Source organism: Enterobacteriaceae endosymbiont of Plateumaris rustica, assembly GCF_012562965.1.
Taxonomy (GTDB): domain Bacteria; phylum Pseudomonadota; class Gammaproteobacteria; order Enterobacterales; family Enterobacteriaceae.
Genome location: NZ_CP046228.1, coordinates 2,325 through 28,029, shown reverse-complemented (window position 1 = coordinate 28,029; position 25,705 = coordinate 2,325). Strand labels below are relative to the sequence as shown.

Genomic DNA, 25,705 nt, shown 5'->3' with positions numbered 1-25,705 from the left:
TATTAAATATTTTAAAATATACCAACAAATAGTAATATTTATTTAAAAAATATTTTTATTTAATAAAATTTCTCGTAATTTTAATTCAATATCATTTGATTGTTCTTTATTATTTTTTAAAAAATTTATGGCATTTAATTTTCCTTGTCCTATTTTTTCATTATTATAACTATACCATGAACCACATTTTTTTATTAATTTTTGTGTAACACCTAAATCTAATAATTCTCCATAAATATTTATTCCTTTACCATATATGATTTGAAATTCAGCTTTTTTAAAAGGTACAGCTACTTTATTTTTTACAACTTTTACTCTTGTTTCACTACCTATAATATTATCTCCATTTTTAACATTACCAATTTTTCTTATATCTAATCTTACAGAAGAATAAAATTTTAAAGCATTACCTCCAGTTGTAACTTCAGGATTACCAAATAATACACCTATTTTCATACGTATTTGATTTATAAAAATTAATAATGTATTAGATTGTTTTAAATTACTAGCTAATTTACGCATTGCTTGACTCATCATTCTAGCAGCTAATCCTATATGAGAATCACCTATTTCTCCTTCAATTTCTGCTTTAGGTGTTAAGGCAGCTACAGAATCTACAATAATAACATTTACTACTCCTGATTTAGCTAATGCATCACATAATTCTAATGCTTGTTCTCCTGTGTCAGGTTGAGAACATAATAAACGATTAATATCAACGTGAAGTTTTTTAGCATATATAGGATCTAAAGCATGTTCTGCATCAATAAAAGCACATATTTTTCCAATTTTTTGAGCTTGAGCTATAATTTGTAATGTTAATGTTGTTTTTCCTGAAGATTCAGGTCCATATATTTCTACAATACGACCAATAGGTAATCCACCTATTCCTAAAGCTATATCTAAAGATATAGATCCTGTTGATATAGATTCTATATCCATAGTTCTATTATCACCTAATCTCATAATAGAACCTCTACCAAATTGTTGTTCTATTTGAGAAATAGCATCATCAAGAATTTTTTGTTTTTCTTTTGTTAAATTCACAAATTTTCCTTATAAATAATATTTAAATATAATTTTATTAATATTAATATTATATATTGTATGTTGATATAAAATATAATATTAATATTAATAATTAATCTTATTTAAAAATAATATAAATATTATGTATATAATTAAAAAATTTTATAGTAATCCTACTTATATTTTAAATATAAAAGGTTTTCAATGTCCTAAAACATTAATAATGATAAAAAAAATTACTTATAATATGATTAAAAATCAAACTTTACTTATTATTTCTGATAATAATTTAGTTTATTTAGATATAAAGCAGTTTTGTTTATTTATGAATTATAAAATTATTAAAAAAAAAATAGATTCTATTCCATATTTATTCGTAATAAAAAATTATAATAAATAATTTATTAATTATTATTTCTTTTATATAATTCATAATTTACAATACTTAATTTTTTTTTACGATATAAAATCCAATTTTTTGGTAATACAATTTTTGTACTATTTGATTTATATTCAAGATAAATAAATGCATTTTTTTTTAACCAGTTATTTTTTTCTAATAAAATACAAGTTTTTTTAATTAATATATTTTTATAAGAAAATGGAGGATCTATAAAAACTAAATCGTACTGTTTTCCACGTTTAGATAAATAATTTAAAGTATTTTCATAAATTAATATTAATTTTTTAGTTTGTAATAAAACAGAATTTTTTTTTAGTTGTTGAAAAATTTTTAAATTATTTTCGATTACAGTAGAAGATAAAGCATTTCTTGATAAAGCTTCAAAACTAAGAGCACCAGTTCCAGCGTAACAATCTAAACATTTTAACATATATATTTCTTTGTATAGCCAATTAAATAAATCTTTACGAATAAAATTCATCGTAGGTCTCAAATTTTTATTTTTAATTACATATATTTTTTTACCTTTCCATTTTCCCGAAATAATATTTATTTTATTCATATTAATAATATTAAATTTTTATTTTTATATATAATAATTTTATTAAATATATGTTTATTAATAAATATATATTTATATTTTCATATATTATAAATGATAATTAATTTAATTAAGATTAAGTATCTTTTATTAAATTAAAACTATAAAATTATAATTAATAATTATATTATAAATATACAATAAAATAACATGAAACAGGATAAAATACCTTTTTTTTCTACAATTATTAAAAAAGAAAAAAAAGGATTTTTTAATTACTTAAAAAATAGTTTATTAAATACTAGTAGAAATATAAGTAAAGAAATTATTAATATTTTTAGTAATAAAAATATTATAGATAAAAAATTATTTAATTCTTTAAAAAAGACTTTAATTACAGCTGATGTAGGATTAAAAACTACTAAAAAAATTATCAATTTAGTATCTGAATATGCAAAGAAAAAAAAAATAAAAAATTCTTTTTTATTATATGATTATATAAAAGAAGAAATGTTAAATATATTAACTCCTGTAGAACGTCCATTAATCATTAGAAATAAAAAACCATTTATAATTTTAATTATTGGTGTTAATGGTGTGGGTAAAACAACTACTATAGGAAAATTAGCTTATTATTTTTATAATCATAATAAAACAGTACTTTTAGCATCTGGAGATACTTTTAGAGCTGGTGCAGATAAACAATTAACTTTTTGGAGTAATAAAAGTCATAGTAATATTATAAATAACTATAAAAAAAAAGATAGTGCATCTGTTATTTATGATGCTTTTTATAAAGCTAAAAATAATAATATAGATATATTAATAGCAGATACAGCTGGAAGATTACATAATAATTTAAATTTGATAGAAGAATTGAAAAAAATTGTACGTGTAATTAAAAAAATTAATAATCAATCTCCTGATGAAGTTATGTTAATAATAGATGCTAATATTGGACAAAATTCTATTAATCAATTAAAAGTATTTCATGATAGTATTGGAGTTACAGGTATTACTATTACTAAAATTGATGGAACAGCTAAAGGAGGTATTATTTTTTCTTTAGCTAATGAATTTGGCATACCAATAAGATATATTGGTTCTGGAGAAAAAATTACTAATTTACATTTATTTAATGCTAAAGATTTTATTAATGCTATTTTTTCTAAAAATTAAAATTTATTAAAAATAATTTAAATTATGTTAAAATTAAAATTGAGGATATGATGATTAAAAATATGATGTTAACATCATCCATTACTCCGTTAGGAACTTTAGAATCATATATATATATAACTAATATATGGCCTATGTTAACTAATCAAGAAGAAAAAGAATTATCAGAAAAATTATTTTATCAAGGTGATATTTCATCAGCAAAAAAATTAATTTTATCTCATTTACGATTTGTTGTTCATGTAGCTAAAAAATATTCTGGGTATGGGTTACAATTAGCCGATCTTATACAAGAAGGTAATATAGGATTAATGAAAGCTGTTCGTAGATTTAATCCAAAAATAGGTGTTCGTTTAGTTTCTTTTGCTGTTCATTGGATAAAGGCAGAAATACATGAATATGTATTACGAAATTGGCGTATAGTAAAAGTAGCAACAACTAAAGCACAGAGAAAATTATTTTTTAATTTACGTAAAGCTAAACAAAGATTAGGTTGGTTCAATATGGAAGAAATTAATATGGTAGCTCAAGAATTAGGAGTATCAATTAAAGATGTAAAAGAAATGGAATCAAGAATGTCGGCACAAGATATGACATTTGATTTACCAATTAAAAATAATATTAAAAATTATAAAAACATTAATTTTACATATTTTCTTAAAGATAAACAATCTAATTTTGCTGCTGATATTGAAAAAAATAATTGGAAAGATCATATTTCACATAAATTATCAAATGCTATATTAAAATTAGATCAACGTAGTAGAAAAATAATATATTCTCGTTGGCTAAATAAAAACGAAAATAAAACTACATTACAAGAATTAGCTAATTATTATGGTATTTCTGCTGAAAGAATTCGACAGTTAGAAAAAAATGCTATGAAAAAACTACGTTTATCTATAGAACATTATTTTATTTAATTATTTAATTATTTATTTTAAATAAAATTAAAAAAATAAAATTTATTTTATTATTATTTAATCATTATTTATTTAAGGAATATATTATGGCTAGTAAAAGAGGTATTAATAAAGTAATTTTAATAGGCAATTTAGGAAAAGATCCTGAAATTCGTTATATGCCAAATAGAAATGCTGTTGTTAATATTATAATAGCTACTTCAGAAAATTGGAAAGATAAACAAACTAAAGAAAATAAAGAAAAAACAGAATGGCATAGAATCGTAATTTTTGGAAAATTAGCAGAAATTGCTAATGAATATTTACGAAAAGGATCTCAAGTATATATAGAAGGATCTTTACAAACAAGAAAATGGCAAGATCAAAATGGACAAAATCACTATATTACTGAAATTATAGTTAGTGTAGGTGGTACTATGCAAATGTTAGGTAATAATCGTCAAAATGAAAATATAACTAATAAACAGAATAATAATAAAAATAAATTAGAAAATAATAATTGGAATTCAAAAATAAATAATAATATGATAAATAAAAAAGATAAAGAATCATCATTAACTGATAAAAATGAAAATATTATTGATTTTGAAGATGATATTCCATTTTAAATAATTAAACATATTTAAAATTTTTCTAATAAAAATATAATTTTCTCTTTCAGATAATTAAAAGATTTTACATTATGTTACATAATAATAAATTATTACTTTCACTAAAAAAAAAATTTTCTAATAAATCTTTTTTAGTAAAAGGAATTATTAAAATTTTTAATAAAAAATCTGCTATTTTAGAAACTGAATCAAATCAAATATATGAGATATTTAATTTATATATAAAAAACGTAATACATAAAGATTATGTAACTGCTAGTATTAAAAATATTGATAATAAAATAGTAGCTATTCCTATTAAATTATTAAAATCATCAATTAATTTATTTATAGGAAGTATAAAAATAAATAATAATAAACTATTTATTATACCAGAAAAAAAATATTTACATAATCTAACTATAGAATGTTATTCTAAAAAAAATATTGAATATTTTGTTCAAAATAAAAATAAAGTAGTTGCAACTATAATAAATCATCCTTTAAAAACAAAAAAAAATATTTTTATCGCAAAAATTATAGAATATATCACTCATAATAATAAATATTTGATTCCATGGTGGTCAATACTTTCTAAATATAATCTTGAAATTAATCCGCCAAGTGATGATTTATGTAAAAATATACATATTTTAGATAAATCTTCATATAGAAAAGATCTTACGAAATTATGTTTTGTTACAATAGATAATAATGATACTAAAGAAATAGATGATGCTATTTTTATAAAAGAAATATCTAAAAAAGAATTAATTGTTTATGTAGCTATAGCTGATCCTACATCATATATTTTAGAAAATAGTGAATTGGATAAAATTGCATTAAAACGTATGTTTACTAATTATTTACCTGGATTTACTATACCTTTATTACCTAAATTTTTATCAGAAAATTTATGTTCTTTAAATCCTAATGAAATAAAATCAGCATTAATATGTAAAATGAAAATAAATAATTATGGTATTTTATCAAAAAAAATAAATTTTTCTTTAGCTTGGATAAAATCAAAAGCAAAATTAAATTATTTTAACGTATCTAATTGGTTAAAAAATATAGGAAATTGGAATCCAATAAATAATAATATTAAACAACAAATATTATTATTATATAAATTTTATAAATATCGTATTAAATGGAAAAAACAAAATGTTTTATTTTTTAATAATACAGATTATAAATTTATTTTTAATAATAAAAGAAAAATATTAAATATAATAATAGAAAAAAAACGTATTGCACATAAAATTATAGAGGAAATAATGATAGCTGCTAATATATGTGCAGCTAAAATTTTAAAAAAAAAATTAGGTTTTGGAATATATAATATAAATAATGGTTTTAATTTTAATAAAATTAATAAAGTAATCTCTTTATTAAAAGAATATAACATTAAATGTAATGCATCAACTTTAATGAATTTAAAAGGATTTAAAAAAATAAATAATAAATTACAAAATTTAAATTTAAAATTATTAATACAACGTTTAAAAAAATATCAATTAAAAACAATTTTTCACGCAAATCCTGCACCTCATTTTTGTTTAGGTATTAATTGTTATGCTACTTGGACATCTCCTATTCGTAAATTTGGAGATATGATTAATCATAGATTATTAAAATCTATAATAAAAAAAGATATAGTTAATAAACCTTCAAAAGAAATATTTTTTTTAATGAATAAAAAAAAATATTTAAATAAACAGGCTACAAAAGATTTATCTTCATGGTTATATTATAAATATTTAAAAAATAGTATTTATACAAAAGAAATTTTTATATCTGAAATAATTGAAATATTATATGTTGGTATACGTGTTCGTTTAATAAAGAATGGAGCATATGCATTTATACCTAAAAAATTTTTATATCCGATTACTAATGAAATTAATATTAATTCAAAAATAGGTTTAATTTATATAAAAAATAAATTAATATTTAAATTATGTGATACGATTAAGGTTGTTATTAAAGAAATAAATACTGATACATATAACATTATTGTTAAATTAGCAAAATGAAATAAATTTATTTTAGGATATTTAAATGAAATTTAAAGGACATATAATCTTTGCTATATCTAGTAATATTTTAGTACAACATTTTATTTTAAATAAATATATTATAGAATATGATTGGTGGCATATAATTCCAGCATCATTAATAACATGTTTATTACCAGATATTGATCATCCTAAATCTATTTTAGGTAATAAGATAAAAATATTTTCATATATAATATCAAAATTATTTGGTCATCGAGGATTTACTCATAGTTTATTATCTTTAATTATTATTATATTTTCTTTATTTTATTATAATTTAAATATTATTCCTATTGATATAAAAATGGGATTTATTATAGGTTATTCAAGTCATATATTTTCTGATATGTTAACTCCTCATGGAGTACCATTATTATGGCCATATAAAAAAAAATTTTCATTACCAATTATTAAAAATAGTTTTTTAAAAGAAGAAATATTTTGTTATTTATTATTAATAATATCTTTATATTTATTATTTCCTATTGGAAATAATTTTATTATAAAATTATATAATAATTTATCTTATTAATTTATATTTAAAGAAAATTTTTTATGCTTTTTTTTATAAAAAAAAAATGATAATATTATATGGAATATGAAAAATTTTTATTTTTATTTATAAACTTATGATAAAAAATAATAAAAAAATATTAGTTACTTGCGCTTTACCATATGCTAATGGTCCTATTCATTTAGGACATATGTTAGAACATATTCAAGCAGATATTTGGGTAAGATATAATAGAATGTATTATAATAATGAAATATATTTTATTTGTGCAGATGATGCTCATGGTACTCCTATTATGTTAAAATCTAAAGAATTAAATATTACTCCAGAAAAAATGATTACTGAAATATATAAACAACATATATCAGATTTTAAAAAATTTAATATTAGCTATGATAATTATTATACTACACATAGTAATGAAAATCGTTTAATATCTAACTCTATTTATTTACGTTTAAAAGAAAAAAATTTTATAAAAAAGAAAATAATCAATCAATTATATGATGAAGATTATAATATATTTTTACCAGATAGATTTGTGAAAGGTACATGTCCAAAATGTAATTCTTTAAATCAGTATGGAGATAATTGTGAAGTTTGTGGATCAACTTATAATAATATTGATTTAATAAATCCTATTTCTATTTTATCTAATACAATTCCAAAATTACGTACAACTAAACATTATTTTTTTGATTTACCTCAATTTACTAATAAAATTAAAAAATGGATTAGTTCAGGAGTATTACAAAAATCTGTAGAACATAAAGTTAAAGAATGGTTTTTATCTGGATTAAAATTATGGGATATAACTAGAGATAAACCTTATTTTGGTTTTAAAATACCTGGTACTATTGATAAATATTTTTATGTATGGTTAGATGCACCTATCGGATATATTAGTACTTTTAAAAATTTATGTAATAAAAATAAAAAATTAAATTTTCAAGAATGGTGGAATACTAATTCCATAACAAAATTATACCATTTTATTGGAAAAGATATAATTTATTTTCATAGTTTATTTTGGCCAGCTATTCTGGAAGGTAGTAATTTTAGAAAACCTAATAAATTATTTGTTCATGGACATGTTACATTAAATGGAAATAAAATGTCAAAATCAAAAGGTACATTTATTACTGCAAAAAATTGGTTAAAATATATAGACTCCGATAGTTTACGTTTTTATTATGCATCAAAATTATCTTTAAATATAGATGATATTGATTTAAATTTAGATGATTTTATATTAAAAATTAATAGTAGTATTGTTAATAAAATAGTTAATTTAGCATCTCGTACATCATATTTTATAAATCATTATTTTAATAATAAATTATCAGATAATATTAATAGTAAATTATATTTACATTTTATTAAAAAATCAAAAAATATTAATAGTTATTTTATAAATTTACAATTTAGTCATGTTATAAAAGAAATTTTAAAGTTAACAGATATTGCTAACCATTATATTGATAATGAAAAACCTTGGTTATTAGCTAAGAAAAATCCTACGGATTTAAATATACAAAAAATTTGTACTATGGGTATTAATATGTTTCGTGTGATTATAACTTATATAAAACCAATTATGCCTATATTATCTGAAAAAATAGAAATTTTTTTAAACAAAAAATTAAATTTTTATGATTTAAATAAACCACTTTTAGGTAGTAAAATTAAAAAATTTAAAATTTTATTTAAAAGAATTGATATTAATCATTTAAAAAAAATAATAGAAATATCCAAATAAAATTAATATCTTTTATTTAAATTTAGAAAATATTTTATTTTATCACTTATAGTATTAAATGATAAATATGTTATAAATATAGCTAAACCAGGAAAAATAATTAAATGTGGTGAGAATAACAGATCATATCTAGATTCATATATCATTAAACCCCATTCAGGAGTTGGTGGTTGTATACCAAAACCTAAAAAAGATAAACTTGAAACAGCAATAATAGAAATTCCTATTCTCATACTAGAATAAATTATAATAGAATTAATAATAAAAGGAAGAATTTGGTAAAAAATTATTTTAATATTAGATGATCCAATATTACGAGATGCTGTAATAAAATCTTGATTTTTTATTATTAAAGTATTACTCCTAGTTATTCTAACAAAAATTGGAATATTTGTAATAGATATAGCAAAAATTAAATTTAAAATTCCATTTTTAATAAAAACTGATAATATTAAAGCTAAGAATAGATTAGGTAATCTAAGTAATATATCACATATATTCATAATTAAAATATCAAAATAATTTTGATAATATCCAGTTAATAATCCTAAAAAAGATCCAATAGTAGCTCCTATAATTACAGAAATTATACTTATTAAAAGTGTAATATGAGTTCCATATAATATTCTACTAAATATATCTCTTCCTAAATCATCTAATCCAAACCAATGTAATTTACTAGGACCAGTATTTACATAATGTAAATCATAATAATGTATAGGATCAAATGGTAAAATTAATGGATATAATACAGATATAAAAATAAGTAATATAACAAATAAAACTGACATTATAAAACTAAAATTTATTTTTTTCATTAATAAATCCTGAATATATTAATTTAGTTTATTAAATATTATATATTATTTTATAATATATTTATTATTAATTTTAAAATTTTTTAATTTATAAATAAAATTTAAAATTCTATTAATTAAAATTAATTCTATTGTAAATAATATTATTAAAGATTCTATTATAAGAATATTTTAATTTCTATTATATCTAATAATAATTTATCTATTCCTAGTAAATTAAAAATTATTTAAAGAAAACAAATCTACTTAAAAAAATATAAATTGTTTAATTAAATTTTAATCTGATCTTAATTTAGTATGTATATTTTTAATTGTTACTTTATTAACTTTAAAATTACTTATTAAATTTATGGGTTCTATTGATAAAAGATAAGATATTATAAATATATTAGAAATAATCATAGATATTTAAATAAATATTTTTATAAATTTTTTGAATATAAATTTTAATATATTTTTAATATTTTAATTAAAAAATTACCAGTTTTAGTAAAATAAAATATTTATCTATATATCAATTATATATAAAAATCAATTAAATTTTAATATAAAAAATTAATTTTTCTATTACAATAGATCATCTGGTTTATTATTATAAATAATATCTTCTATTTTTTATATAATCTGTATATACTATTTTAACGCTAAGATATTTTTTAGTACATATTGGTTTTTATATATAATAATATTTATATATATTTTGAAAATAGTAAAAAAATATTAATTTTTATTAATTTATATTATAACAAAGTTATTTTCTTAATAAAAAAATATAAAAATATTTATTTAATAATAATTGGTACTCTTTTAGATAAAGAACACATTAATTCGTAACTAATGGTATTTGCTGATTGAGCAATATCATCTATTTTAATATTTTCTCCCCATAATTCTACTTTACTTCCAATATTAGCATTTGGAACATTTATTAAATCTATAGCAATCATATCCATAGAAATATCACCTAAAATTTTTGTTATATATCCATCTACTAAAATTGGAGTATTATTAGATATATTTCTTGGATATCCGTCAGCATAACCACAAGCTATAATTCCTATACGACGATGTTTATTAGTATGATATGAATCATTATATCCTACAGTATTTCCCGGTAATAATTTTTGTATGCTAATTATTTCACTGTTTAATGTCATTACAGGAATAATTTTATTTTTTTTTATATCCTTCCAATTACCTGTAGGAGATGCACCATATAATATTATTCCAGATCTTACCCAATCATAATGAGTTTGTGGATGCCACAATATAGCAGCAGAATTAGCAAAAGAACGTAAAAAATTATATTGTTTAATATTTTTATTTATAAATTTTATAATATTATTAATTTCTTTATAATTTTTTCTAGATGTATTAGCAAAATGTGCCATAAAAGTAATATTTTTTACTTTAATTGTTTTAATGATATTTATTATTCTAGGAATACTTTTTAAATTAAATCCTAATCTATTCATACCACTATTAATTTTTATATATACATTAATATTGTATTTTGGTTTATTTAAAATTAACATATTTAATTGCCAATCACTATGTATAGTAATTGTAAAATTATATTTATATACTATATCTAAATCTTTTTTATTAAAGAAACCTTCTAATAAAAGAATGGGTTTATTACATCCATATTTTCTTAATGATATAGCTTCATCTAAAGTTAATACAGCAAAACCGTCTGTTTGTATCAAACTTTTCCAAACATTTTTAATACCATGTCCATATGCATTAGCTTTTATTACTGACCAAATTTTTGATTTAGATGTCATATTTTTAATTAATTGTAAATTATGTTTTAATGCATTAGTGTTAATAACAGCAAAAATAGGTCTATTCATTAATAATATCTCTAAAAAAATATATAAAGAATTTTTGTATTTATTAGTTTAATTTATATAAATATTACAAATAAATATGTTATATTAAAATAAATTTGATTTCAAGGTAGTTATAATTTGTTATTTTTAATAAAATATTAAATTAACAAATAATTATTATAATATTTATTAGGAGTACAACTAATGATGATTACCAGTAAATTTGGTATTGGTCAACAAGTTAGACATAAATTATTAGGTTTTTTAGGAGTAATAATTGATGTTGATCCTCAATATTCACTAAGAGATCCTAAAATTGATGAAGTTGCAGAAAGTATAACATTACGTAGTAAACCATGGTATCATGTAGTAATGGAGGATGATACAGGACAACCTATACATATATATTTAGCAGAAGCACAACTTTCAGGAGAACCATTAGAATATGAACATCCTGAACATTCGTCATTAGACGAATTATCAGCTTCTATTAAAAAACAATTAATAACACCTAAATTAAGAAATTAATTTTTAATTTATAAAAATAAAGATAAGCGGAAAAATATATACCGCCTATCAACATTTTGTAATAAAATATATAATTGTCAATTAATAATTAAATTATTTATAGTTTTTTATTATTGAGTACTATAAAATTTATTGCATTATTAATACATTGTAAAACTTTATTTTTTCCCATTAAATATACTATATGATTAATAGGAGGACTGTTATTCATTCCTGTTATAGCTAATCTTAATGGCATAGCTATTTTAGAAAAATGTAAGTTTAATTTTATAGATACTTCTTTTATAGAAGAACTAATTATTGATAATGACCAAATATTAATTAATGTAATTTTTTTTAATAATTTATTTAAAATTATTTTTGTTTCTAAATTTAAATATTTATCTATTAAATTAATTTTTGAATAATCAGGAATATTATAAAAAATATAACATAAATTACTTATTTCCTTTAATGTATTACATCTATTATGAAATATATTATATAAATCATTTATTTTAGGACCATTATTTATATTAATATTTTTTTTTTTAAAAAAGTTAGTTAAGTAATTAATCATGTATTTTTTTGGTAATTTATTTAAATAATATTTATTTAACCAAATTAATTTATTAGTATTTAATATACTAGGTGATTTACTAATATTATTTAAATTAAATAATTTTTTCATTTCATTTAATGAAAAAATTTCTTTATTACCATGAGACCATCCTAAACGTACAATATAATTTAATAATGCTTCAGGTAAATAGCCTTCTTTTTTATATTGTAATATATCTATATTATTAAATCTTTTTGAAATTTTTTCTCCTGATTTATTAATAATCATTGAAACATGTGCATATATTGGTATATTAGCTCCTATAGCTTTAATTATATTAATTTGTTTAGGAGTATTATTTATATGATCTTCTCCTCTAATAACATGTGTAATACCCATATCCCAATCATCAACAACTACGCAAAAATTATATGTTGGTATACCATCGGTTCTTTTTATAATAAAATCATCTAATTCATTATTATTAAATATTATAATACCTCGAATTTTATCTTCAAATTTTACTTTACCAATATCAGGGTTACGAAATCTTACTACGAATGGTTTATTATTATAAATAAAATTACTTAAATTTCTACATTTACCATTATATTTTACTTTTTTTCCCATTGAAATTTGTTTTGTTTTATTTTTTTCTAATTCTTCTTTAGAACAATAACATTTATATGCTAATTTTTTTTTAATCATATTGTCAATAATATGATTATACCTATCAAGTCTTTTACTTTGAAAATAAGGACCTTCATCCCAATTAATATTTAACCATTTTAATCCATTAATAATATTTTTAATGGAATTTTTTTTATATCTTTTGAAATCAGTATCTTCTATTCTTAATAAAAAACTACCTGAATTATTTTGAGCAAATAACCAAGAATATAAAGCTGTACGAATACTTCCAATATGTAAATTACCTGTAGGACTAGGTGCAAAACGAGTTTTTATTATCATAAATATCTTATTATATAATAACTATGATTATAATATTTAATCATTATATAATATAAAAAAATAAAGTTTGATTTTTTATCAAATTTTTATTAAAATAAATTGATTTATTATTAATTATATAAAATATTATTAGGGTGATTAGCTCAGTTGGTAGAGTCCCTCCCTTACAAGGAGGTTGTCGGCGGTTCAAGTCCGTCATCACCCATAATAAAAAAGGGTCGTTAGCTCAGTTGGTAGAGCAGTTGACTTTTAATCAATTGGTCGCAGGTTCAAATCCTGCACGACCCAATAATTAAAGAAAATTTATTTTTTTTATGTTAAAAAATTTATTTATAATAAAATTTAAATCTAATATAGTTACATTTATTTATATTTAAATTTATGTTAAATTACGATTATTAATCATTTAATAATAATTATAATTATTTATAAATAAAATTATGCATTATAATAAAAAAACTATATCCATACATAATGGTTTAAATACAGACAAACAATATGGTTCTGTAATCCCCCCAATATATTTAACTACTACTTATAATTTTAATGGTTTTAATAATCCTAGAAAATATGATTATTCTAGAAAAAGTAATCCTACAAGAGATATATTACAAAATGTTATTTCTTCTTTAGAAGATGGATTAGGATCAATTATTACTAATAGTGGTATGTCTGCAATTTATTTAATAGTTACATCAATATTAAAACCAGGAGATTTATTAATTTGTCCTAAAGATTGTTATGGTGGTAGTTATAGATTATTTAAAAGTCTTTTAAATAAAGGAATTTATAGAGTAAAATTTATTACCATGTATGATAAAAAAAAATTATTAGCTGCTTTATTAGAAAAACCTAAAATGGTTTTTATGGAAAGTCCTAGTAATCCATTGTTAAATGTAATTGATATTGTTGATTATTGTAATGAAATACGTAATTCAAAAGCTATTAGTGTAATTGACAATACATTACTCAGTCCTGTTTTTCAAAATCCACTAAATTTAGGAGTTGATTTAGTAGTTCATTCATGTACAAAATATTTAAATGGTCATTCTGATATAATAGCAGGTGCTGTTATAACTAAAAATATAAAATTAATAGAAAAGATATCTTGGTGGAGTAATAATATAGGAGTAACTAGTTCAGTTTTTGATAGTTATTTATTACTTAGAGGTATTAGAACATTATATCCTAGATTAAAAATTGCAGAAAAAAATGCTTTAATAATTATTAAATATTTACAAACTCAAAAATTAGTAAAAAAAATATATCATCCATCACTTAGTAGTAATATTGGACATAATATAGCAAAAATTCAACAAAAAGGATTTGGAGCTATATTAAGTTTTGATTTTTATGGTTCTAAAAAACAATTAAGTTGTTTTTTAAATTCATTAAAATTATTTACTTTAGCAGAATCATTAGGAGGAGTAGAAAGTCTAATTTCGCATTCAGCAACTATGACACATGCTTGTATAAGTAGAGAAGAAAGATTACAAGCAAATATTTCTGATTTATTATTAAGAATATCAGTAGGAATTGAAGATTCAAATGATTTAATATCTGACTTAGATAAAGCATTTTTTTATGCTAATAAATGTCATTAATACTTTATTATATGATAAATAAAATAAATAATTAAAAATATTTATGCGCTCTACAGGATTCGAACCTGTGACCAATAGCTTAGAAGGCTATTGCTCTATCCTACTGAGCTAAGAGCGCAGAGACTTAATGTTAACACAATACCTTTATTTTTAAAATAAATTTAAAAAAATATAATAAAATTATTATTAAATGAGCTTTTTTTAAAATGCAAGCTAAAATTATTAATGGAAAAATAGTTGCTCAAAAAATATATAATAAAATAATTAGAAAAATAAATAATAGATTATTAAACGGGTATAGACCACCAGGGTTAGGAGTTATTTTAATTGGAAATAATGTAGCATCTAAAATTTATATAAAAAATAAACGTAAAGTATGTAAAAATTTAGGATTTATTTCTTATGATTACAATTTACCTGAAAATATAGATCAAAATTCTATAATAGAAATTATTGATATATTAAATCATAATAATGATATAGATGGAATACTTATTCAATTACCATTACCTAAAAATTTAAATTTAATTAAAATATTAGAAAGAATTTCTCCCAGTAAAGATGTAGATGGATTTCATCCTTATAATATAGGGAGATTGTGTCTACGAATACCTTTATTACGACCATGTACTTCTTTAGGAATAATAAAATTATTACAATATTATAAAATTAATATTTTTGGTTTAAATGCAGTTATTGTAGGAGCATCTAATATAGTTGGTCGTCCAATGAGCATGGAATTACTATTATCTGGTTGTACAATTACTATTGCTCATCGTTTTACTACAAATTTAAGATATTATATAAAAAATGCAGATTTGTTAATAGTAGCTATAGGAAAACCTAATTTCATACGAGGTGAATGGATAAAATTAGGTGCAATTGTAATTGATGTAGGAATTAATAGAGTTAATAATAAAATTATAGGTGACATACATTTTAATTCAGCAATACAAAAGGCTTCATATATTACTCCAGTTCCTGGAGGAGTAGGTCCTATGACTGTAGCAACATTAATGCAAAATACTTTACAAGCTTATGAAATTTATTATGTAAAATAAAAATTTTAAATAAAGTTGATCTATAAGCCGGATTCTGTCTTGAACAGTCATTTATCTATTATAATAATCACTTATTATTTTAAGCAGCTTACCCAGATTTATAGTACGGGTTTATACAAATCTTATTTAGCCTTGCTCCTGGTGGAGTTTACATTGACATATATTATTACTAATATATCGGTATGCTCTTACCATACCTTTTCACCCTTACCATTATTATTTTATGGCGGTATTTTTTCTGTTGCACTTTTCGTAAGTTTACACTTCCCAGGTGTTACCTGGCACCATAACCCTATGGAGTCCGGACTTTCCTCTTTTATATAAATAAAAGCGACTATTCAATCAACTTTATAATATATATAATATCATAAATTAATAATTAATGCTTATATTTTAAAAATATAGTATATAATATATTTCTTTTTATTTTATAAATATTAGCAGTAATATTAATAGCTTTTTTTAGTGGTAAATATTTTTTTAATATTATTAAAGTTTCAATTGATTCTTTAGGTATTTCTTCATCAATATTATTATGTAATCCATCAATTACTAAAACTATTTCTCCTTTTAATCTTTTTTTATCTTTTTTAATCCATAAAATAATTTTTTCAATAGTATCTCCATAAATACATTCCCATTTTTTTGTTATTTCTCTTGCTAAGACTAAATATCTATTTGATCCAAAAATATTTTTAATTTCATATAAATTATTCAATAATTTATGCTTAGATTCATAAATAATTAAAGTTCTTTTTTCTAATTTTAATTCATTTAATCTATTTAATCTTTTATTTTTTTTATTTGGTAAAAATCCTTCATAACAGAATTTATTGGATGGTAATCCAGAAGCAGATAATGCTAAAATAGCAGCGCAAGGTCCAGGTATAGGTATAATTTTAATAGAATTATTTTCTAAACGACATAATTTTACTATTCTATAACCAGGATCATTAATTAATGGTGTTCCTGCATCTGAAACTAATGCTATATTATAACCATTTTTTATTTTATTAAGAATAATTTTAGAGTGTTTTTTTTCGTTATATTCATGATATGAATATAATTTATTTTTAATATTAAAATATTTTAATAAAATTCCTGTTTTTCTTTTATCTTCAGATAAAATCAAATCTACTTTTTTTAATATAATTAATGATCGATAATTAATATCATTATAATTACCTATAGGTGTTGGTACTATATATAAATTACCTAATATTATTTGATTTTTTTTCATATATTTAAACTTATTTAATTTTTTTTAAAAAATATTTATTTTATTTTAAAAAAATGTATAATAAATAAAATAATATAGTGGAGGAGTGGCCGAGTGGTTAAAGGCACCGGTCTTGAAAACCGGCAATAGGAAACTATTCGAGAGTTCGAATCTCTCTTCCTCCGTAAACAAATAATTCTATAAAATATTATTATTAAAATTATGTATAATAAAAAATATAAACATTCTATTTGGAATAAAAAAATTGCAGAAAAAATTGCAATTAAAGAAGGTATTACATTAACATCAGATCATTGGAAAATAATATACTTATTACGTGTATTATATAAAAAATTTAATATTATACCTAATGTTCGTATATTAATTATTTCTTTAAAAGAAAAATATGGTCCATCAAAAGGAAATAGTTCTTATATATTTAATTTATTTCCTAAAGGTCCAATACAACAAGGATCAAAAATTGCTGGTTTACCTAAAACTAATATATGTTTATAAAATTTTTTTAGTTCCTCCTACAGTCATTTTTTCTATTTTTAAAGTAGGTTGACCAACACTTACTGGTAAGGGTTGACCATTTTTTATACATGTTCCTATTCCATTATTAAAACTTAAATCATTACCTATCATAGATATTTGTTTCATAATATTTTCTGAAGATCCTATTAATGTTGTATTTTTAACAGGTTGTGTAATTTTTCCTTTTTTAATTAAAAAAGCTTCAGAAGTTGAAAAAACAAAGTTTCCAGAAGTTATATCTACTTCTCCTCCACTTAATGAAATAACATATAATCCATATTCAACACTATTAATTATATCTATAATTTTTGACTTACCATTTAATAAATATGTATTTGTCATTCTAGGAATTGGTAAAGAAGCATAAGACGATCTTCTTGCATTTCCCGTTGATTTAGTTCCAATAAGAGAAGAATAATAATTATCATACATATATTTTTTTAATATACCATTTTTAACTAATATATTATTCTTAGTAGGTGTTCCTTCATCATCAATATTAAGTGATCCATTAATATTTTTTAATGTTCCATTATCTACTATAGTACATATATTTGAAGCAATTTTTTTTTTTATTTTATTATTAAATATAGAAGTTTTATAATAATTAAAATCTCCTTCTAATCCATGACCTATAGCTTCATGTAATAATACTCCAGGTGATCCATTACCTAATACAACTGGAATTAATCCAGATGGTGCTTCAATTGAATTTAAATTATTTATTGCTGCTATTGTAGTTTCATAAATAATATTATCAATATATGTTTTTTGTTTTTTATTATTAATAGATATAATAGAATTATAATCTATTCTGCCACCTATCATTCTATGACCTATTTCTCTTTTATTATCATCTTCAACAATTATATTAATACTAATATTTACTAAAGGTCTAATATCTGTTGATATACTATTTTTATTATTTATTATTAATATTAATTCATAAAAATTATTAATTTTTATTTGAACATTTTTAACTCTTTTATCTAATTTACGAGCTGTATCATCTATATATTTTAAAAAAAATATTTTTTTTTCATTAGAATTATCATTAATAGGATTAATTATAGAATAATAATTTTGATGATTTTTTAATATATTTAATTTTTTTTTTTGATTAATAGAATTTACAATATTATATTGTTTATTAAAAATATTATTTATACATTGATTAATAGATTTTAGTGTTATATCATCAGTACAAGAAAAATAAATAGTATTATTTTTAATTACTCTGATTCCTATACCTTGTTTCATTCTATAAGAACATTCTTTAATAAGACTATTTTCTAAAAACCAAGATTCGTTAGAGATAGATTGTAAATATAAATCAGCATAATAAATATGATTTAAAGAAATTTTATCCATTAAATTAGATAAACAATAGTAAGAAATATTATTTTTTAATAAAAATTCATTCATTATGATATTACAAATACTCATTTTTTTTATTTGAAAATTAAATTTTATTTAATAATAAAATTTTACTTTAATTATTATTAAAATAATATATTTTTATATTATATTTTTATTATAAAAAAGTAAATAATAGTATTTATAAATATTTTTAAAATTAAATAATAATTAATTTTTCATTTTTTTATTTAAGAAGATATAAGTAATAAATATTTTAATTCTGTTATTTTAAATAAAGGATTAGCATTTAAAAAATTTAATCTTGTCTTTTTAAAATTTTTATCTGTTGATAATGTTACTATAGCTACAGGATATCCTTGTAATAAATTATCATACAATGCAGATATTACTAATATATCTCCTTTATTTATATTAATATTTCTTGGTAAAATTTCTGATATTAAACTAGAATGACAACCATTACCTTTAATAGCTATTTTAATATGAGTATGAATTGATTGTACTGATATATAACTTTTAGTACTACATATTAAACGAACACGACTTGTTAATTTATTTGTAGAAATAACTTGACCGACAAGTCCGAAATTATTAATTACTAATTGTCCTTCATGTACATTGTTAATTTTACCTTTATTAATTATTATTTCATCAGAATGAAAATTAAAATAAATAGGTAGTTTTTCTGCAAATATTTTTTTTATATTAGTTTTAGTTGTAATTGGTATATTTAATAATTCCCTTAATTTTTTATTATCATATTTTAGTTGTTTTAATTGTAAAAGTTTATATTTATTTTTTAATATTTGATAATATAAATATTTATTTTGTTTTTTTAAATTATCATTAATATTTTTGATATCAATTATATTATTAAATATAGAATAAAATTTATTTGAATATATATATATAGGGTCTATAAACTTATTAATATAAGATTGTAAATTAAAAAAATAATTAATTAATAATATAAATATTAATAATATTATTATATAAATTAATTTCATTTTTTTATTAAAAATAATTTTCATAGGTTTATTTTATTTATATAAATTAAATTTATTCTTCACTAAATAAATCTCCACCATGAATATCAATCATTTCTAATGCTTTGCCACCTCCTCTAGCTACACAAGTCAATGGATCTTCAGCAATAGAAACTGGAATACCCGTTTCTTTTATTAATAATTTATCAAAAGATTTTAATAATGCACCACCACCAGTTAATACCATACCTCTTTCTGATATGTCCGATGCTAATTCAGGTGGACATTGTTCTAATGCAATCATAACAGAACTGACAATTCCTGTTAGTGGTTCTTGTAATGCCTCTAATATTTCAGTTGAATTTAATGTAAAACTTCTTGGAACACCTTCAGCTAAATTACGTCCTCTAACTTCTATCTTTAATACTTCATCATTAGTGGTAAAATAAGCAGAACCAATTTGATGTTTTATTTTTTCAGCAGTTGCTTCACCAATTAAAGAACCGTAATTTCTACGTACATGATTAATAATTGCTTCATCAAATTTATCACCTCCTATTCTTACAGAAGAAGAATATACGACGCCATTTAAAGAAATAACAGCTACTTCAGTTGTTCCTCCACCTATATCTATAACCATAGATCCTGTAGCTTCAGAAACTGGTAATCCTGCACCTATAGCAGCAGCCATAGGTTCATCTATTAAAAAAACTTTTCGTGCTCCAGCACCTAGTGCAGATTCTCGAATAGCTCTTCTTTCAACTTGAGTTGCTCCAACAGGAACACATATAAGTACTCTAGGACTAGGACGCATAAAACTATTACTATGTACTTGTTTTATAAAATGTTGTAACATTTTTTCAGTAACAAAAAAATCTGCTATTACACCATCTTTCATAGGTCTAATTGCAGCTATATTTCCTGGAGTTCTGCCTAACATTTGTTTTGCATTATATCCTACAGCAGCAACATTTTTAGGAGATCCTGATTTATCTTTTCTAATTGCAACTACTGAAGGTTCATTTAAAACTATTCCTTGTCCTTTAACATAAATTAAAGTATTTGCTGTTCCTAAATCAATAGATAAATCATTAGAAAACATTCCCCTAAACTTTTTAAACATATAAAAAAATCCTAATTTAAATTTTTATTTAATAGTTATAAAAAATTAATTATTAAGTTAATATACATTTATTTTAAAAATAAATATAGAAATCTTTTATAAAGATATAATATAAATTATTATAGTTTATTTTATGAGAAAAAAAATGACAAAATATAAAAATCATATTTTAATTTTAAATGGACCAAATTTAAATCTCTTAAGTATAAGAGAACCTAAAAAATATGGATATTTATCTTTAAATAAAATTATTGAAGATTTAACACAAAAGTCTCAGAATAATAATTGTAAATTAAGTCATTTTCAATCTAATTCTGAATATTTATTAATAGAATATTTAATAAATTTTACTAAAAATATAAATTATATAATATTTAATCCAGCAGCATTTACACATACTAGTATTGCATTAAGAGATACTTTAATAGCAATAAATATTCCTTTTATAGAAATACATATAACTAATATTTTTGCAAGAGAATCTTTTAGAAAAAAATCTTATTTTTCTGATATTTCTAATGGAATAATATCTGGTTTAGGAATTGATGGATATTTTGTAGCTTTAGATTTAATAATTAAAAGATTATGTTAATTATTAATAATTTTATATAAAATATATATTTTATAATAAATAATATTAATTATTTAAAATAATTATGAGAAAAAATACTTGATGGATTTATTTCTCCTAATGATCCTATTATTCTTACTTCAGGTTCTAACCAAATTCCAAATTTATTTCCTACACAATAATATATTTTCATTGCTATATATAATATATCATTGCTTGTAGCTTTAAATTTATTAATAATTATTAATGAATGTTTAGAATATATCATTGCACCTCCTTTTATATATCCTTTTAAATTACATTGATCAATTAGCCATGCAGCTGAAAATTTAAATGCATTATTTTTCATAATATAAGGTATATTAGGAAAATTTTTTAATAATTGAGTTCCTAATTTATTAGAAACTAAAGGATTTTTAAAAAAACTTCCTACATTACCATATATTTTAGGATTTGGAATTTTATTTTTTCTTATTTTACAAATATGATTAAAAATTTCATAAGGAGTTACTGTATTAAAATTTAAGTAATTTAGATCTTTATAATTTAAATTAGGTTTCCATTTTTTAGGAATAGTCATACCTAAAGCTATAATAACATAATTATTTCTATAAGAGTGTTTAAAAATACTACTTCTATATTGAAAATTACATTTTATGTTTGATAAACGTATTATTTTTTTATTTAATAAATTAATTACATCTACATATTTACAAAATTTTTTTAAACTAACACCATAAGCACTAATATTTTGTATAGGAGCAGAACCAACACAACCAGGAATTAATGCTAAATTTTCTAAACCAAATATACCTTTTTTTATAGTATACTTTACTAATTGATGCCAGTTTTCACCAGAACAGACATGTAAATTCCAATAGTTTTTATGTTCATTAATATTAATACCTTTTAATCTATTTAAAATTACAATACCTTTAAAATTATCTAAAAATAAAACATTACTTCCACCACCTAATATAATATAAGGTACTGATTTTAAATGATTTTTTTTCCATATATAATATAATTCATTAATATTTTCTATTTTTATAATTTCTAAAGCTGTAACGTCTATACCAAAAGTATTAAAATATTTTAAAGAATTTTTATAAATTATCATTAATTTACTTTATAAAATAATAATCCTGGTATTTTCCTACTCTCACATGAGTAAATCTCACACTACCATCGGCACTACAATATTTCACTTCTGAGTTCGGAATGGATTCAGGTGGTACCATTGCGTTATATATACCAGGATTAAATTTTAATTAATAATAAAAAGTTATAATATTTAAACGATTCTGGTGTTGTAAGGTTAAGCCTCACGGGTGATTATTAGTACTGGTTAGCTCAACATATTACTATGCTTACACATCCAGCCTATCAACGTTATAGTCTTTAACGTCCCTTTAGGGATGTATCTAAATAATAAATATATCCTGGGAAGAATAATCTTAAGGTAAGTTTCGCGCTTAGATGCTTTCAGCACTTATCTTTTCCGCATTTAGCTACCGGGCAATACCATTGGCATGATAACCCGAACACCAGAGATGCGTTCACTCCGGTCCTCTCGTACTAGGAGCAACTCCTTTCAATCTTCCAACGCCCACGACAGATAGGGACCGAACTGTCTCACGACGTTCTAAACCCAGCTCGCGTACCACTTTAAATGGCGAACAGCCATACCCTTGGGACCTACTTCAGCCCCAGGATGTGATGAGCCGACATCGAGGTGCCAAACACCGCCGTCGATATGAACTCTTGGGCGGTATTAGCCTGTTATCCCCGGAGTACCTTTTATCCGTTGAGCGATGGCCTTGTCATATAGAACCACCGGATCACTAAGACCTGCTTTCGCATCTGTTCGAACCGTCATTCTTACAGTTAAGCCAGCTTATGCCTTTGCACTAACCTCACGATTTCCGACCGTGATTAGCTGACCTTAGTGCTCCTCCGTTACTCTTTAGGAGGAGACCGCCCCAGTCAAACTACCCACCAGACACTGTTCCTGACCCGGATAACGGATCTAGGTTAGAATAGTAAATTTTAAAGGGTGGTATTTCAAGGTTGACTCAATATTAACTAGCGTCAATATTTCATAGTCTCCCACCTATCCTACACATCAATATTCAATATTCAGTATCAAGCTATAGTAAAGGTTCACGGGGTCTTTCCGTCTTGCCGCGGGTACACTGCATCTTCACAGCAATTTCAATTTCACTGAGTCTCGGGTGGAGACAGTCTGACCATCATTACGCCATTCGTGCAGGTCGGAACTTACCCGACAAGGAATTTCGCTACCTTAGGACCGTTATAGTTACGGCCGCCGTTTACCGGGGCTTCGATCAAAAGCTTTTCGTAAAACGATAACTTCATCAATTAACCTTCCGGCACCGGGCAGGCGTCACACCGTATACGTCCACTTTCGTGTTTGCACAGTGCTGTGTTTTTAATAAACAGTTGCAGTCAGCTGTTATCTTAGACTGATTTCAGCTTTAAAAGTAAATTTTATTACTTACATATCAGTGTGCCTTCTTCCGAAGTTACGGCACTATTTTGCCTAGTTCCTTCACCCGAGTTCTCTCAAGCGCCTTAGTATTCTCTACCTGACCACCTGTGTCGGTTTAGAGTACGATTTTATGTTATCTGAAGCTTAGAGGATTTTCTTGTAAGCATGGTATTAATTACTTCAGTACAATAAAGTACCTCGTCATTACGTCTTAATGTTTATTATTAATTATCCGGATTTTCCTAGATAATTCATCTACACGCTTAAACCAAGACAACCATCACCTGGCTAATCTAACCTTCTTCGTCCCCCCTTAGCAATAACATTAAGTACAGGAATATTAACCTGTTTTCCATCGACTACGCTTTTCAGCCTCATCTTAGGTGTCGACTTACCCTGCCTCGATTACCGTTGGACAGGAACCCTTAGTCTTTCGGCGAATAGGTTTTTCACCTATTTTATCGTTACTCATGTCAGCATTCGCACTTCTGATATCTCCAATAAATTTTACAATTTATCTTCAATGACTTACAGAACGCTCCCCTACCCAATAAATATAAAATTTATTGTCGCAGCTTCGGTGTATAATTTAGCCCCGTTACATCTTCCGCGCAGAAAAACTAGACTAGTGAGCTATTACGCTTTCTTTAAATGATGGCTGCTTCTAAGCCAACATCCTAGCTGTTTATGCTTTTCCACATCGTTTCCCACTTAATTATAACTTAGGGACCTTAGCTGGCGATCTGGGTTGTTTCCCTCTCCACAACGGACGTTAGCACCCGCTGTGTGTCTCCCGTGATAACATTATTCGGTATTTGAAGTTTGCATCGGATTGGTAAGTCTGGATGACTCCCTAACCGAAACAGAGCTCTACCCCCGAATATGAATAACACGAGGCGCTACCTAAATAGCTTTCGGGGAGAACCAGCTATCTCCCGGTTTGATTGGCCTTTCACCCCTAACCACAAGTCATCCGCTAATTTTTCAACATTAGTCAGTTCGGTCCTCCAGTTAGTA

Annotated in this window: 21 protein-coding genes, 4 tRNA genes, 1 rRNA gene, 1 other RNA gene, 2 pseudogenes and 3 other annotated features; of the genes and pseudogenes, 15 read left to right on the top strand and 14 right to left on the bottom strand. The window is 22.2% G+C overall.

Going from position 1 to position 25,705, the window contains the following annotated elements; translation table 11 throughout:
* Positions 1-57 precede the first annotated feature (57 nt).
* A pseudogene (recA, locus tag GJT82_RS00155) lies at positions 58-1,047 on the bottom strand (recombinase RecA); the annotation flags it as partial.
* A gap of 124 nt (positions 1,048-1,171) precedes the next feature.
* Here recA and GJT82_RS00150 point away from each other — a divergent pair.
* Positions 1,172-1,429 carry a sulfurtransferase TusA family protein gene (locus GJT82_RS00150; RefSeq protein ID WP_168819027.1) on the top strand — a complete coding sequence of 86 codons (258 nt, stop codon included), beginning with the start codon at positions 1,172-1,174 and terminating at the stop codon, positions 1,427-1,429.
* Positions 1,430-1,433: 4 nt separating this feature from the next.
* On the opposite strand, the gene rsmD is transcribed toward GJT82_RS00150, so the two are convergent.
* A complete protein-coding gene (rsmD, locus tag GJT82_RS00145) occupies positions 1,434-1,994 on the bottom strand; it encodes a 16S rRNA (guanine(966)-N(2))-methyltransferase RsmD (RefSeq protein ID WP_168819025.1) in 561 nt (186 codons plus the stop codon).
* A 189-nt stretch (positions 1,995-2,183) separates the two neighbouring features.
* On the opposite strand from rsmD, the gene ftsY reads away from it, so the two are divergent.
* From ftsY to metG, 6 genes and pseudogenes are all read left to right on the top strand, one after another.
* Positions 2,184-3,152, top strand: coding sequence for a signal recognition particle-docking protein FtsY (ftsY, locus tag GJT82_RS00140; protein ID WP_168819023.1), 969 nt, complete (start codon positions 2,184-2,186; stop codon positions 3,150-3,152).
* A 62-nt stretch (positions 3,153-3,214) separates the two neighbouring features.
* Positions 3,215-4,075: an RNA polymerase sigma factor RpoH gene (rpoH, locus tag GJT82_RS00135; RefSeq protein WP_425482459.1), complete on the top strand. Its 861-nt coding sequence runs from the start codon at positions 3,215-3,217 to the stop codon at positions 4,073-4,075.
* An 86-nt stretch (positions 4,076-4,161) separates the two neighbouring features.
* Positions 4,162-4,683, top strand: coding sequence for a single-stranded DNA-binding protein (gene ssb, locus GJT82_RS00130; protein WP_168819021.1), 522 nt, complete (start codon positions 4,162-4,164; stop codon positions 4,681-4,683).
* Positions 4,684-4,757: 74 nt separating this feature from the next.
* Positions 4,758-6,704, top strand: a complete 1,947-nt coding sequence (locus tag GJT82_RS00125; protein WP_168819019.1) for an exoribonuclease II — start codon at positions 4,758-4,760, stop codon at positions 6,702-6,704.
* 25 nt (positions 6,705-6,729) lie between these two features.
* Positions 6,730-7,260, top strand: coding sequence for a metal-dependent hydrolase (locus tag GJT82_RS00120; protein ID WP_168819017.1), 531 nt, complete (start codon positions 6,730-6,732; stop codon positions 7,258-7,260).
* A 97-nt stretch (positions 7,261-7,357) separates the two neighbouring features.
* Positions 7,358-8,998 (top strand): annotated as a pseudogene (gene metG, locus GJT82_RS00115) (methionine--tRNA ligase); the annotation flags it as partial.
* A gap of 5 nt (positions 8,999-9,003) precedes the next feature.
* On the opposite strand, the gene GJT82_RS00110 reads toward metG, so the two are convergent.
* From GJT82_RS00110 to alr, 3 genes are all read right to left on the bottom strand, one after another.
* Positions 9,004-9,819, bottom strand: a complete 816-nt coding sequence (locus tag GJT82_RS00110) for an ABC transporter permease subunit (protein WP_168819013.1) — start codon at positions 9,817-9,819, stop codon at positions 9,004-9,006.
* A 276-nt stretch (positions 9,820-10,095) separates the two neighbouring features.
* Positions 10,096-10,221, bottom strand: coding sequence for a hypothetical protein (locus tag GJT82_RS02470; protein WP_281348976.1), 126 nt, complete (start codon positions 10,219-10,221; stop codon positions 10,096-10,098).
* A 380-nt stretch (positions 10,222-10,601) separates the two neighbouring features.
* A complete protein-coding gene (alr, locus tag GJT82_RS00105; RefSeq protein ID WP_168819011.1) occupies positions 10,602-11,675 on the bottom strand; it encodes an alanine racemase in 1,074 nt (357 codons plus the stop codon).
* A gap of 186 nt (positions 11,676-11,861) precedes the next feature.
* Here alr and hspQ point away from each other — a divergent pair, with 186 nt between their 5' ends.
* Positions 11,862-12,182 carry a heat shock protein HspQ gene (gene hspQ, locus GJT82_RS00100; RefSeq protein ID WP_168819986.1) on the top strand — a complete coding sequence of 107 codons (321 nt, stop codon included), beginning with the start codon at positions 11,862-11,864 and terminating at the stop codon, positions 12,180-12,182.
* Positions 12,183-12,279: 97 nt separating this feature from the next.
* Here the strand turns inward: hspQ and gltX are convergent, their stop codons facing one another.
* A complete protein-coding gene (gene gltX, locus GJT82_RS00095) occupies positions 12,280-13,695 on the bottom strand; it encodes a glutamate--tRNA ligase (protein WP_168819009.1) in 1,416 nt (471 codons plus the stop codon).
* Between the two features lie 132 nt (positions 13,696-13,827).
* Between gltX and GJT82_RS00090 the strand changes: the two genes are divergently transcribed.
* From GJT82_RS00090 to metB, 3 genes are all read left to right on the top strand, one after another.
* Positions 13,828-13,900 (top strand) — tRNA-Val (locus tag GJT82_RS00090).
* Positions 13,901-13,910: 10 nt separating this feature from the next.
* Positions 13,911-13,983, top strand: a tRNA-Lys gene (locus GJT82_RS00085).
* Between the two features lie 152 nt (positions 13,984-14,135).
* Positions 14,136-15,299: a cystathionine gamma-synthase gene (gene metB, locus GJT82_RS00080; protein WP_168819007.1), complete on the top strand. Its 1,164-nt coding sequence runs from the start codon at positions 14,136-14,138 to the stop codon at positions 15,297-15,299.
* A 44-nt stretch (positions 15,300-15,343) separates the two neighbouring features.
* Here metB and GJT82_RS00075 read toward each other — a convergent pair.
* Positions 15,344-15,417, bottom strand: a tRNA-Arg gene (locus GJT82_RS00075).
* A gap of 88 nt (positions 15,418-15,505) precedes the next feature.
* Here GJT82_RS00075 and folD point away from each other — a divergent pair.
* Entirely contained in the window at positions 15,506-16,360 is an 855-nt protein-coding gene (folD, locus tag GJT82_RS00070) for a bifunctional methylenetetrahydrofolate dehydrogenase/methenyltetrahydrofolate cyclohydrolase FolD (RefSeq protein ID WP_168819005.1), read from the top strand.
* 7 nt (positions 16,361-16,367) lie between these two features.
* On the opposite strand, the gene rnpB is transcribed toward folD, so the two are convergent.
* An RNA gene (gene rnpB / locus GJT82_RS00065) (RNase P RNA component class A) lies at positions 16,368-16,710 on the bottom strand.
* 29 nt (positions 16,711-16,739) lie between these two features.
* Positions 16,740-17,600 (bottom strand): 16S rRNA (cytidine(1402)-2'-O)-methyltransferase, encoded by an 861-nt coding sequence (gene rsmI / locus GJT82_RS00060; protein ID WP_168819003.1) that lies wholly within the window; start codon positions 17,598-17,600, stop codon positions 16,740-16,742.
* Between the two features lie 79 nt (positions 17,601-17,679).
* On the opposite strand from rsmI, the gene GJT82_RS00055 reads away from it, so the two are divergent.
* Together GJT82_RS00055 and GJT82_RS00050 are read left to right on the top strand one after the other, a co-directional pair.
* Positions 17,680-17,764: transfer RNA gene (locus GJT82_RS00055), tRNA-Ser, on the top strand.
* A gap of 37 nt (positions 17,765-17,801) precedes the next feature.
* Positions 17,802-18,095, top strand: coding sequence for a TusE/DsrC/DsvC family sulfur relay protein (locus tag GJT82_RS00050; RefSeq protein ID WP_168819000.1), 294 nt, complete (start codon positions 17,802-17,804; stop codon positions 18,093-18,095).
* On the opposite strand, the gene tldD is transcribed toward GJT82_RS00050, so the two are convergent.
* The 3 genes from tldD to GJT82_RS00035 all read right to left on the bottom strand — a co-directional run bounded on the left by tldD (position 18,090) and on the right by GJT82_RS00035 (position 21,605).
* Positions 18,090-19,541 carry a metalloprotease TldD gene (gene tldD, locus GJT82_RS00045; protein WP_168818998.1) on the bottom strand — a complete coding sequence of 484 codons (1,452 nt, stop codon included), beginning with the start codon at positions 19,539-19,541 and terminating at the stop codon, positions 18,090-18,092. The genes GJT82_RS00050 and tldD overlap by 6 nt on opposite strands.
* A 182-nt stretch (positions 19,542-19,723) precedes the next feature.
* Positions 19,724-20,527, bottom strand: coding sequence for a rod shape-determining protein MreC (gene mreC, locus GJT82_RS00040; RefSeq protein ID WP_168818996.1), 804 nt, complete (start codon positions 20,525-20,527; stop codon positions 19,724-19,726).
* Between the two features lie 28 nt (positions 20,528-20,555).
* Complete coding sequence (locus tag GJT82_RS00035) at positions 20,556-21,605, bottom strand: rod shape-determining protein (protein WP_168818995.1); 1,050 nt, start codon at positions 21,603-21,605, stop codon at positions 20,556-20,558.
* Between the two features lie 145 nt (positions 21,606-21,750).
* On the opposite strand from GJT82_RS00035, the gene aroQ reads away from it, so the two are divergent.
* Positions 21,751-22,197: a type II 3-dehydroquinate dehydratase gene (gene aroQ, locus GJT82_RS00030; protein ID WP_168818993.1), complete on the top strand. Its 447-nt coding sequence runs from the start codon at positions 21,751-21,753 to the stop codon at positions 22,195-22,197.
* A 49-nt stretch (positions 22,198-22,246) separates the two neighbouring features.
* On the opposite strand, the gene murB is transcribed toward aroQ, so the two are convergent.
* Together murB and rrf are read right to left on the bottom strand one after the other, a co-directional pair.
* Complete coding sequence (gene murB / locus GJT82_RS00025) at positions 22,247-23,296, bottom strand: UDP-N-acetylmuramate dehydrogenase (protein WP_168818991.1); 1,050 nt, start codon at positions 23,294-23,296, stop codon at positions 22,247-22,249.
* A gap of 23 nt (positions 23,297-23,319) precedes the next feature.
* Positions 23,320-23,435: ribosomal RNA gene (gene rrf / locus GJT82_RS00020) — 5S ribosomal RNA — on the bottom strand.
* Positions 23,436-23,503: 68 nt separating this feature from the next.
* Positions 23,504-24,391 (bottom strand) — a sequence feature (23S ribosomal RNA rRNA prediction is too short).
* A gap of 1 nt (position 24,392) precedes the next feature.
* Positions 24,393-25,160: a sequence feature (23S ribosomal RNA rRNA prediction is too short), on the bottom strand.
* Positions 25,161-25,171: 11 nt separating this feature from the next.
* Positions 25,172-25,612 (bottom strand) — a sequence feature (23S ribosomal RNA rRNA prediction is too short).
* Positions 25,613-25,705: the final 93 nt, after the last annotated feature.

Bases quoted from the DNA above. Each gene is read 5' to 3' on its own strand.
- hspQ (WP_168819986.1), top strand. From the start codon at position 11,862: ATGATTACCAGTAAATTTGGTATTGGTCAACAAGTTAGACATAAATTA.
- mreC (WP_168818996.1), bottom strand. From the start codon at position 20,527: ATGAAAATTATTTTTAATAAAAAAATGAAATTAATTTATATAATAATA.
- GJT82_RS00120 (WP_168819017.1), top strand. From the start codon at position 6,730: ATGAAATTTAAAGGACATATAATCTTTGCTATATCTAGTAATATTTTA.
- aroQ (WP_168818993.1), top strand. From the start codon at position 21,751: ATGACAAAATATAAAAATCATATTTTAATTTTAAATGGACCAAATTTA.
- GJT82_RS00035 (WP_168818995.1), bottom strand. From the start codon at position 21,605: ATGTTTAAAAAGTTTAGGGGAATGTTTTCTAATGATTTATCTATTGAT.
- rsmD (WP_168819025.1), bottom strand. From the start codon at position 1,994: ATGAATAAAATAAATATTATTTCGGGAAAATGGAAAGGTAAAAAAATA.
- GJT82_RS00110 (WP_168819013.1), bottom strand. From the start codon at position 9,819: ATGAAAAAAATAAATTTTAGTTTTATAATGTCAGTTTTATTTGTTATA.
- GJT82_RS00050 (WP_168819000.1), top strand. From the start codon at position 17,802: ATGTATAATAAAAAATATAAACATTCTATTTGGAATAAAAAAATTGCA.
- metB (WP_168819007.1), top strand. From the start codon at position 14,136: ATGCATTATAATAAAAAAACTATATCCATACATAATGGTTTAAATACA.
- ssb (WP_168819021.1), top strand. From the start codon at position 4,162: ATGGCTAGTAAAAGAGGTATTAATAAAGTAATTTTAATAGGCAATTTA.
- GJT82_RS00125 (WP_168819019.1), top strand. From the start codon at position 4,758: ATGTTACATAATAATAAATTATTACTTTCACTAAAAAAAAAATTTTCT.
- GJT82_RS02470 (WP_281348976.1), bottom strand. From the start codon at position 10,221: ATGATTATTTCTAATATATTTATAATATCTTATCTTTTATCAATAGAA.
- gltX (WP_168819009.1), bottom strand. From the start codon at position 13,695: ATGATAATAAAAACTCGTTTTGCACCTAGTCCTACAGGTAATTTACAT.
- rsmI (WP_168819003.1), bottom strand. From the start codon at position 17,600: ATGAAAAAAAATCAAATAATATTAGGTAATTTATATATAGTACCAACA.
- folD (WP_168819005.1), top strand. From the start codon at position 15,506: ATGCAAGCTAAAATTATTAATGGAAAAATAGTTGCTCAAAAAATATAT.
- ftsY (WP_168819023.1), top strand. From the start codon at position 2,184: ATGAAACAGGATAAAATACCTTTTTTTTCTACAATTATTAAAAAAGAA.
- tldD (WP_168818998.1), bottom strand. From the start codon at position 19,541: ATGAATGAATTTTTATTAAAAAATAATATTTCTTACTATTGTTTATCT.
- rpoH (WP_425482459.1), top strand. From the start codon at position 3,215: ATGATGTTAACATCATCCATTACTCCGTTAGGAACTTTAGAATCATAT.
- GJT82_RS00150 (WP_168819027.1), top strand. From the start codon at position 1,172: ATGTATATAATTAAAAAATTTTATAGTAATCCTACTTATATTTTAAAT.
- murB (WP_168818991.1), bottom strand. From the start codon at position 23,296: ATGATAATTTATAAAAATTCTTTAAAATATTTTAATACTTTTGGTATA.
- alr (WP_168819011.1), bottom strand. From the start codon at position 11,675: ATGAATAGACCTATTTTTGCTGTTATTAACACTAATGCATTAAAACAT.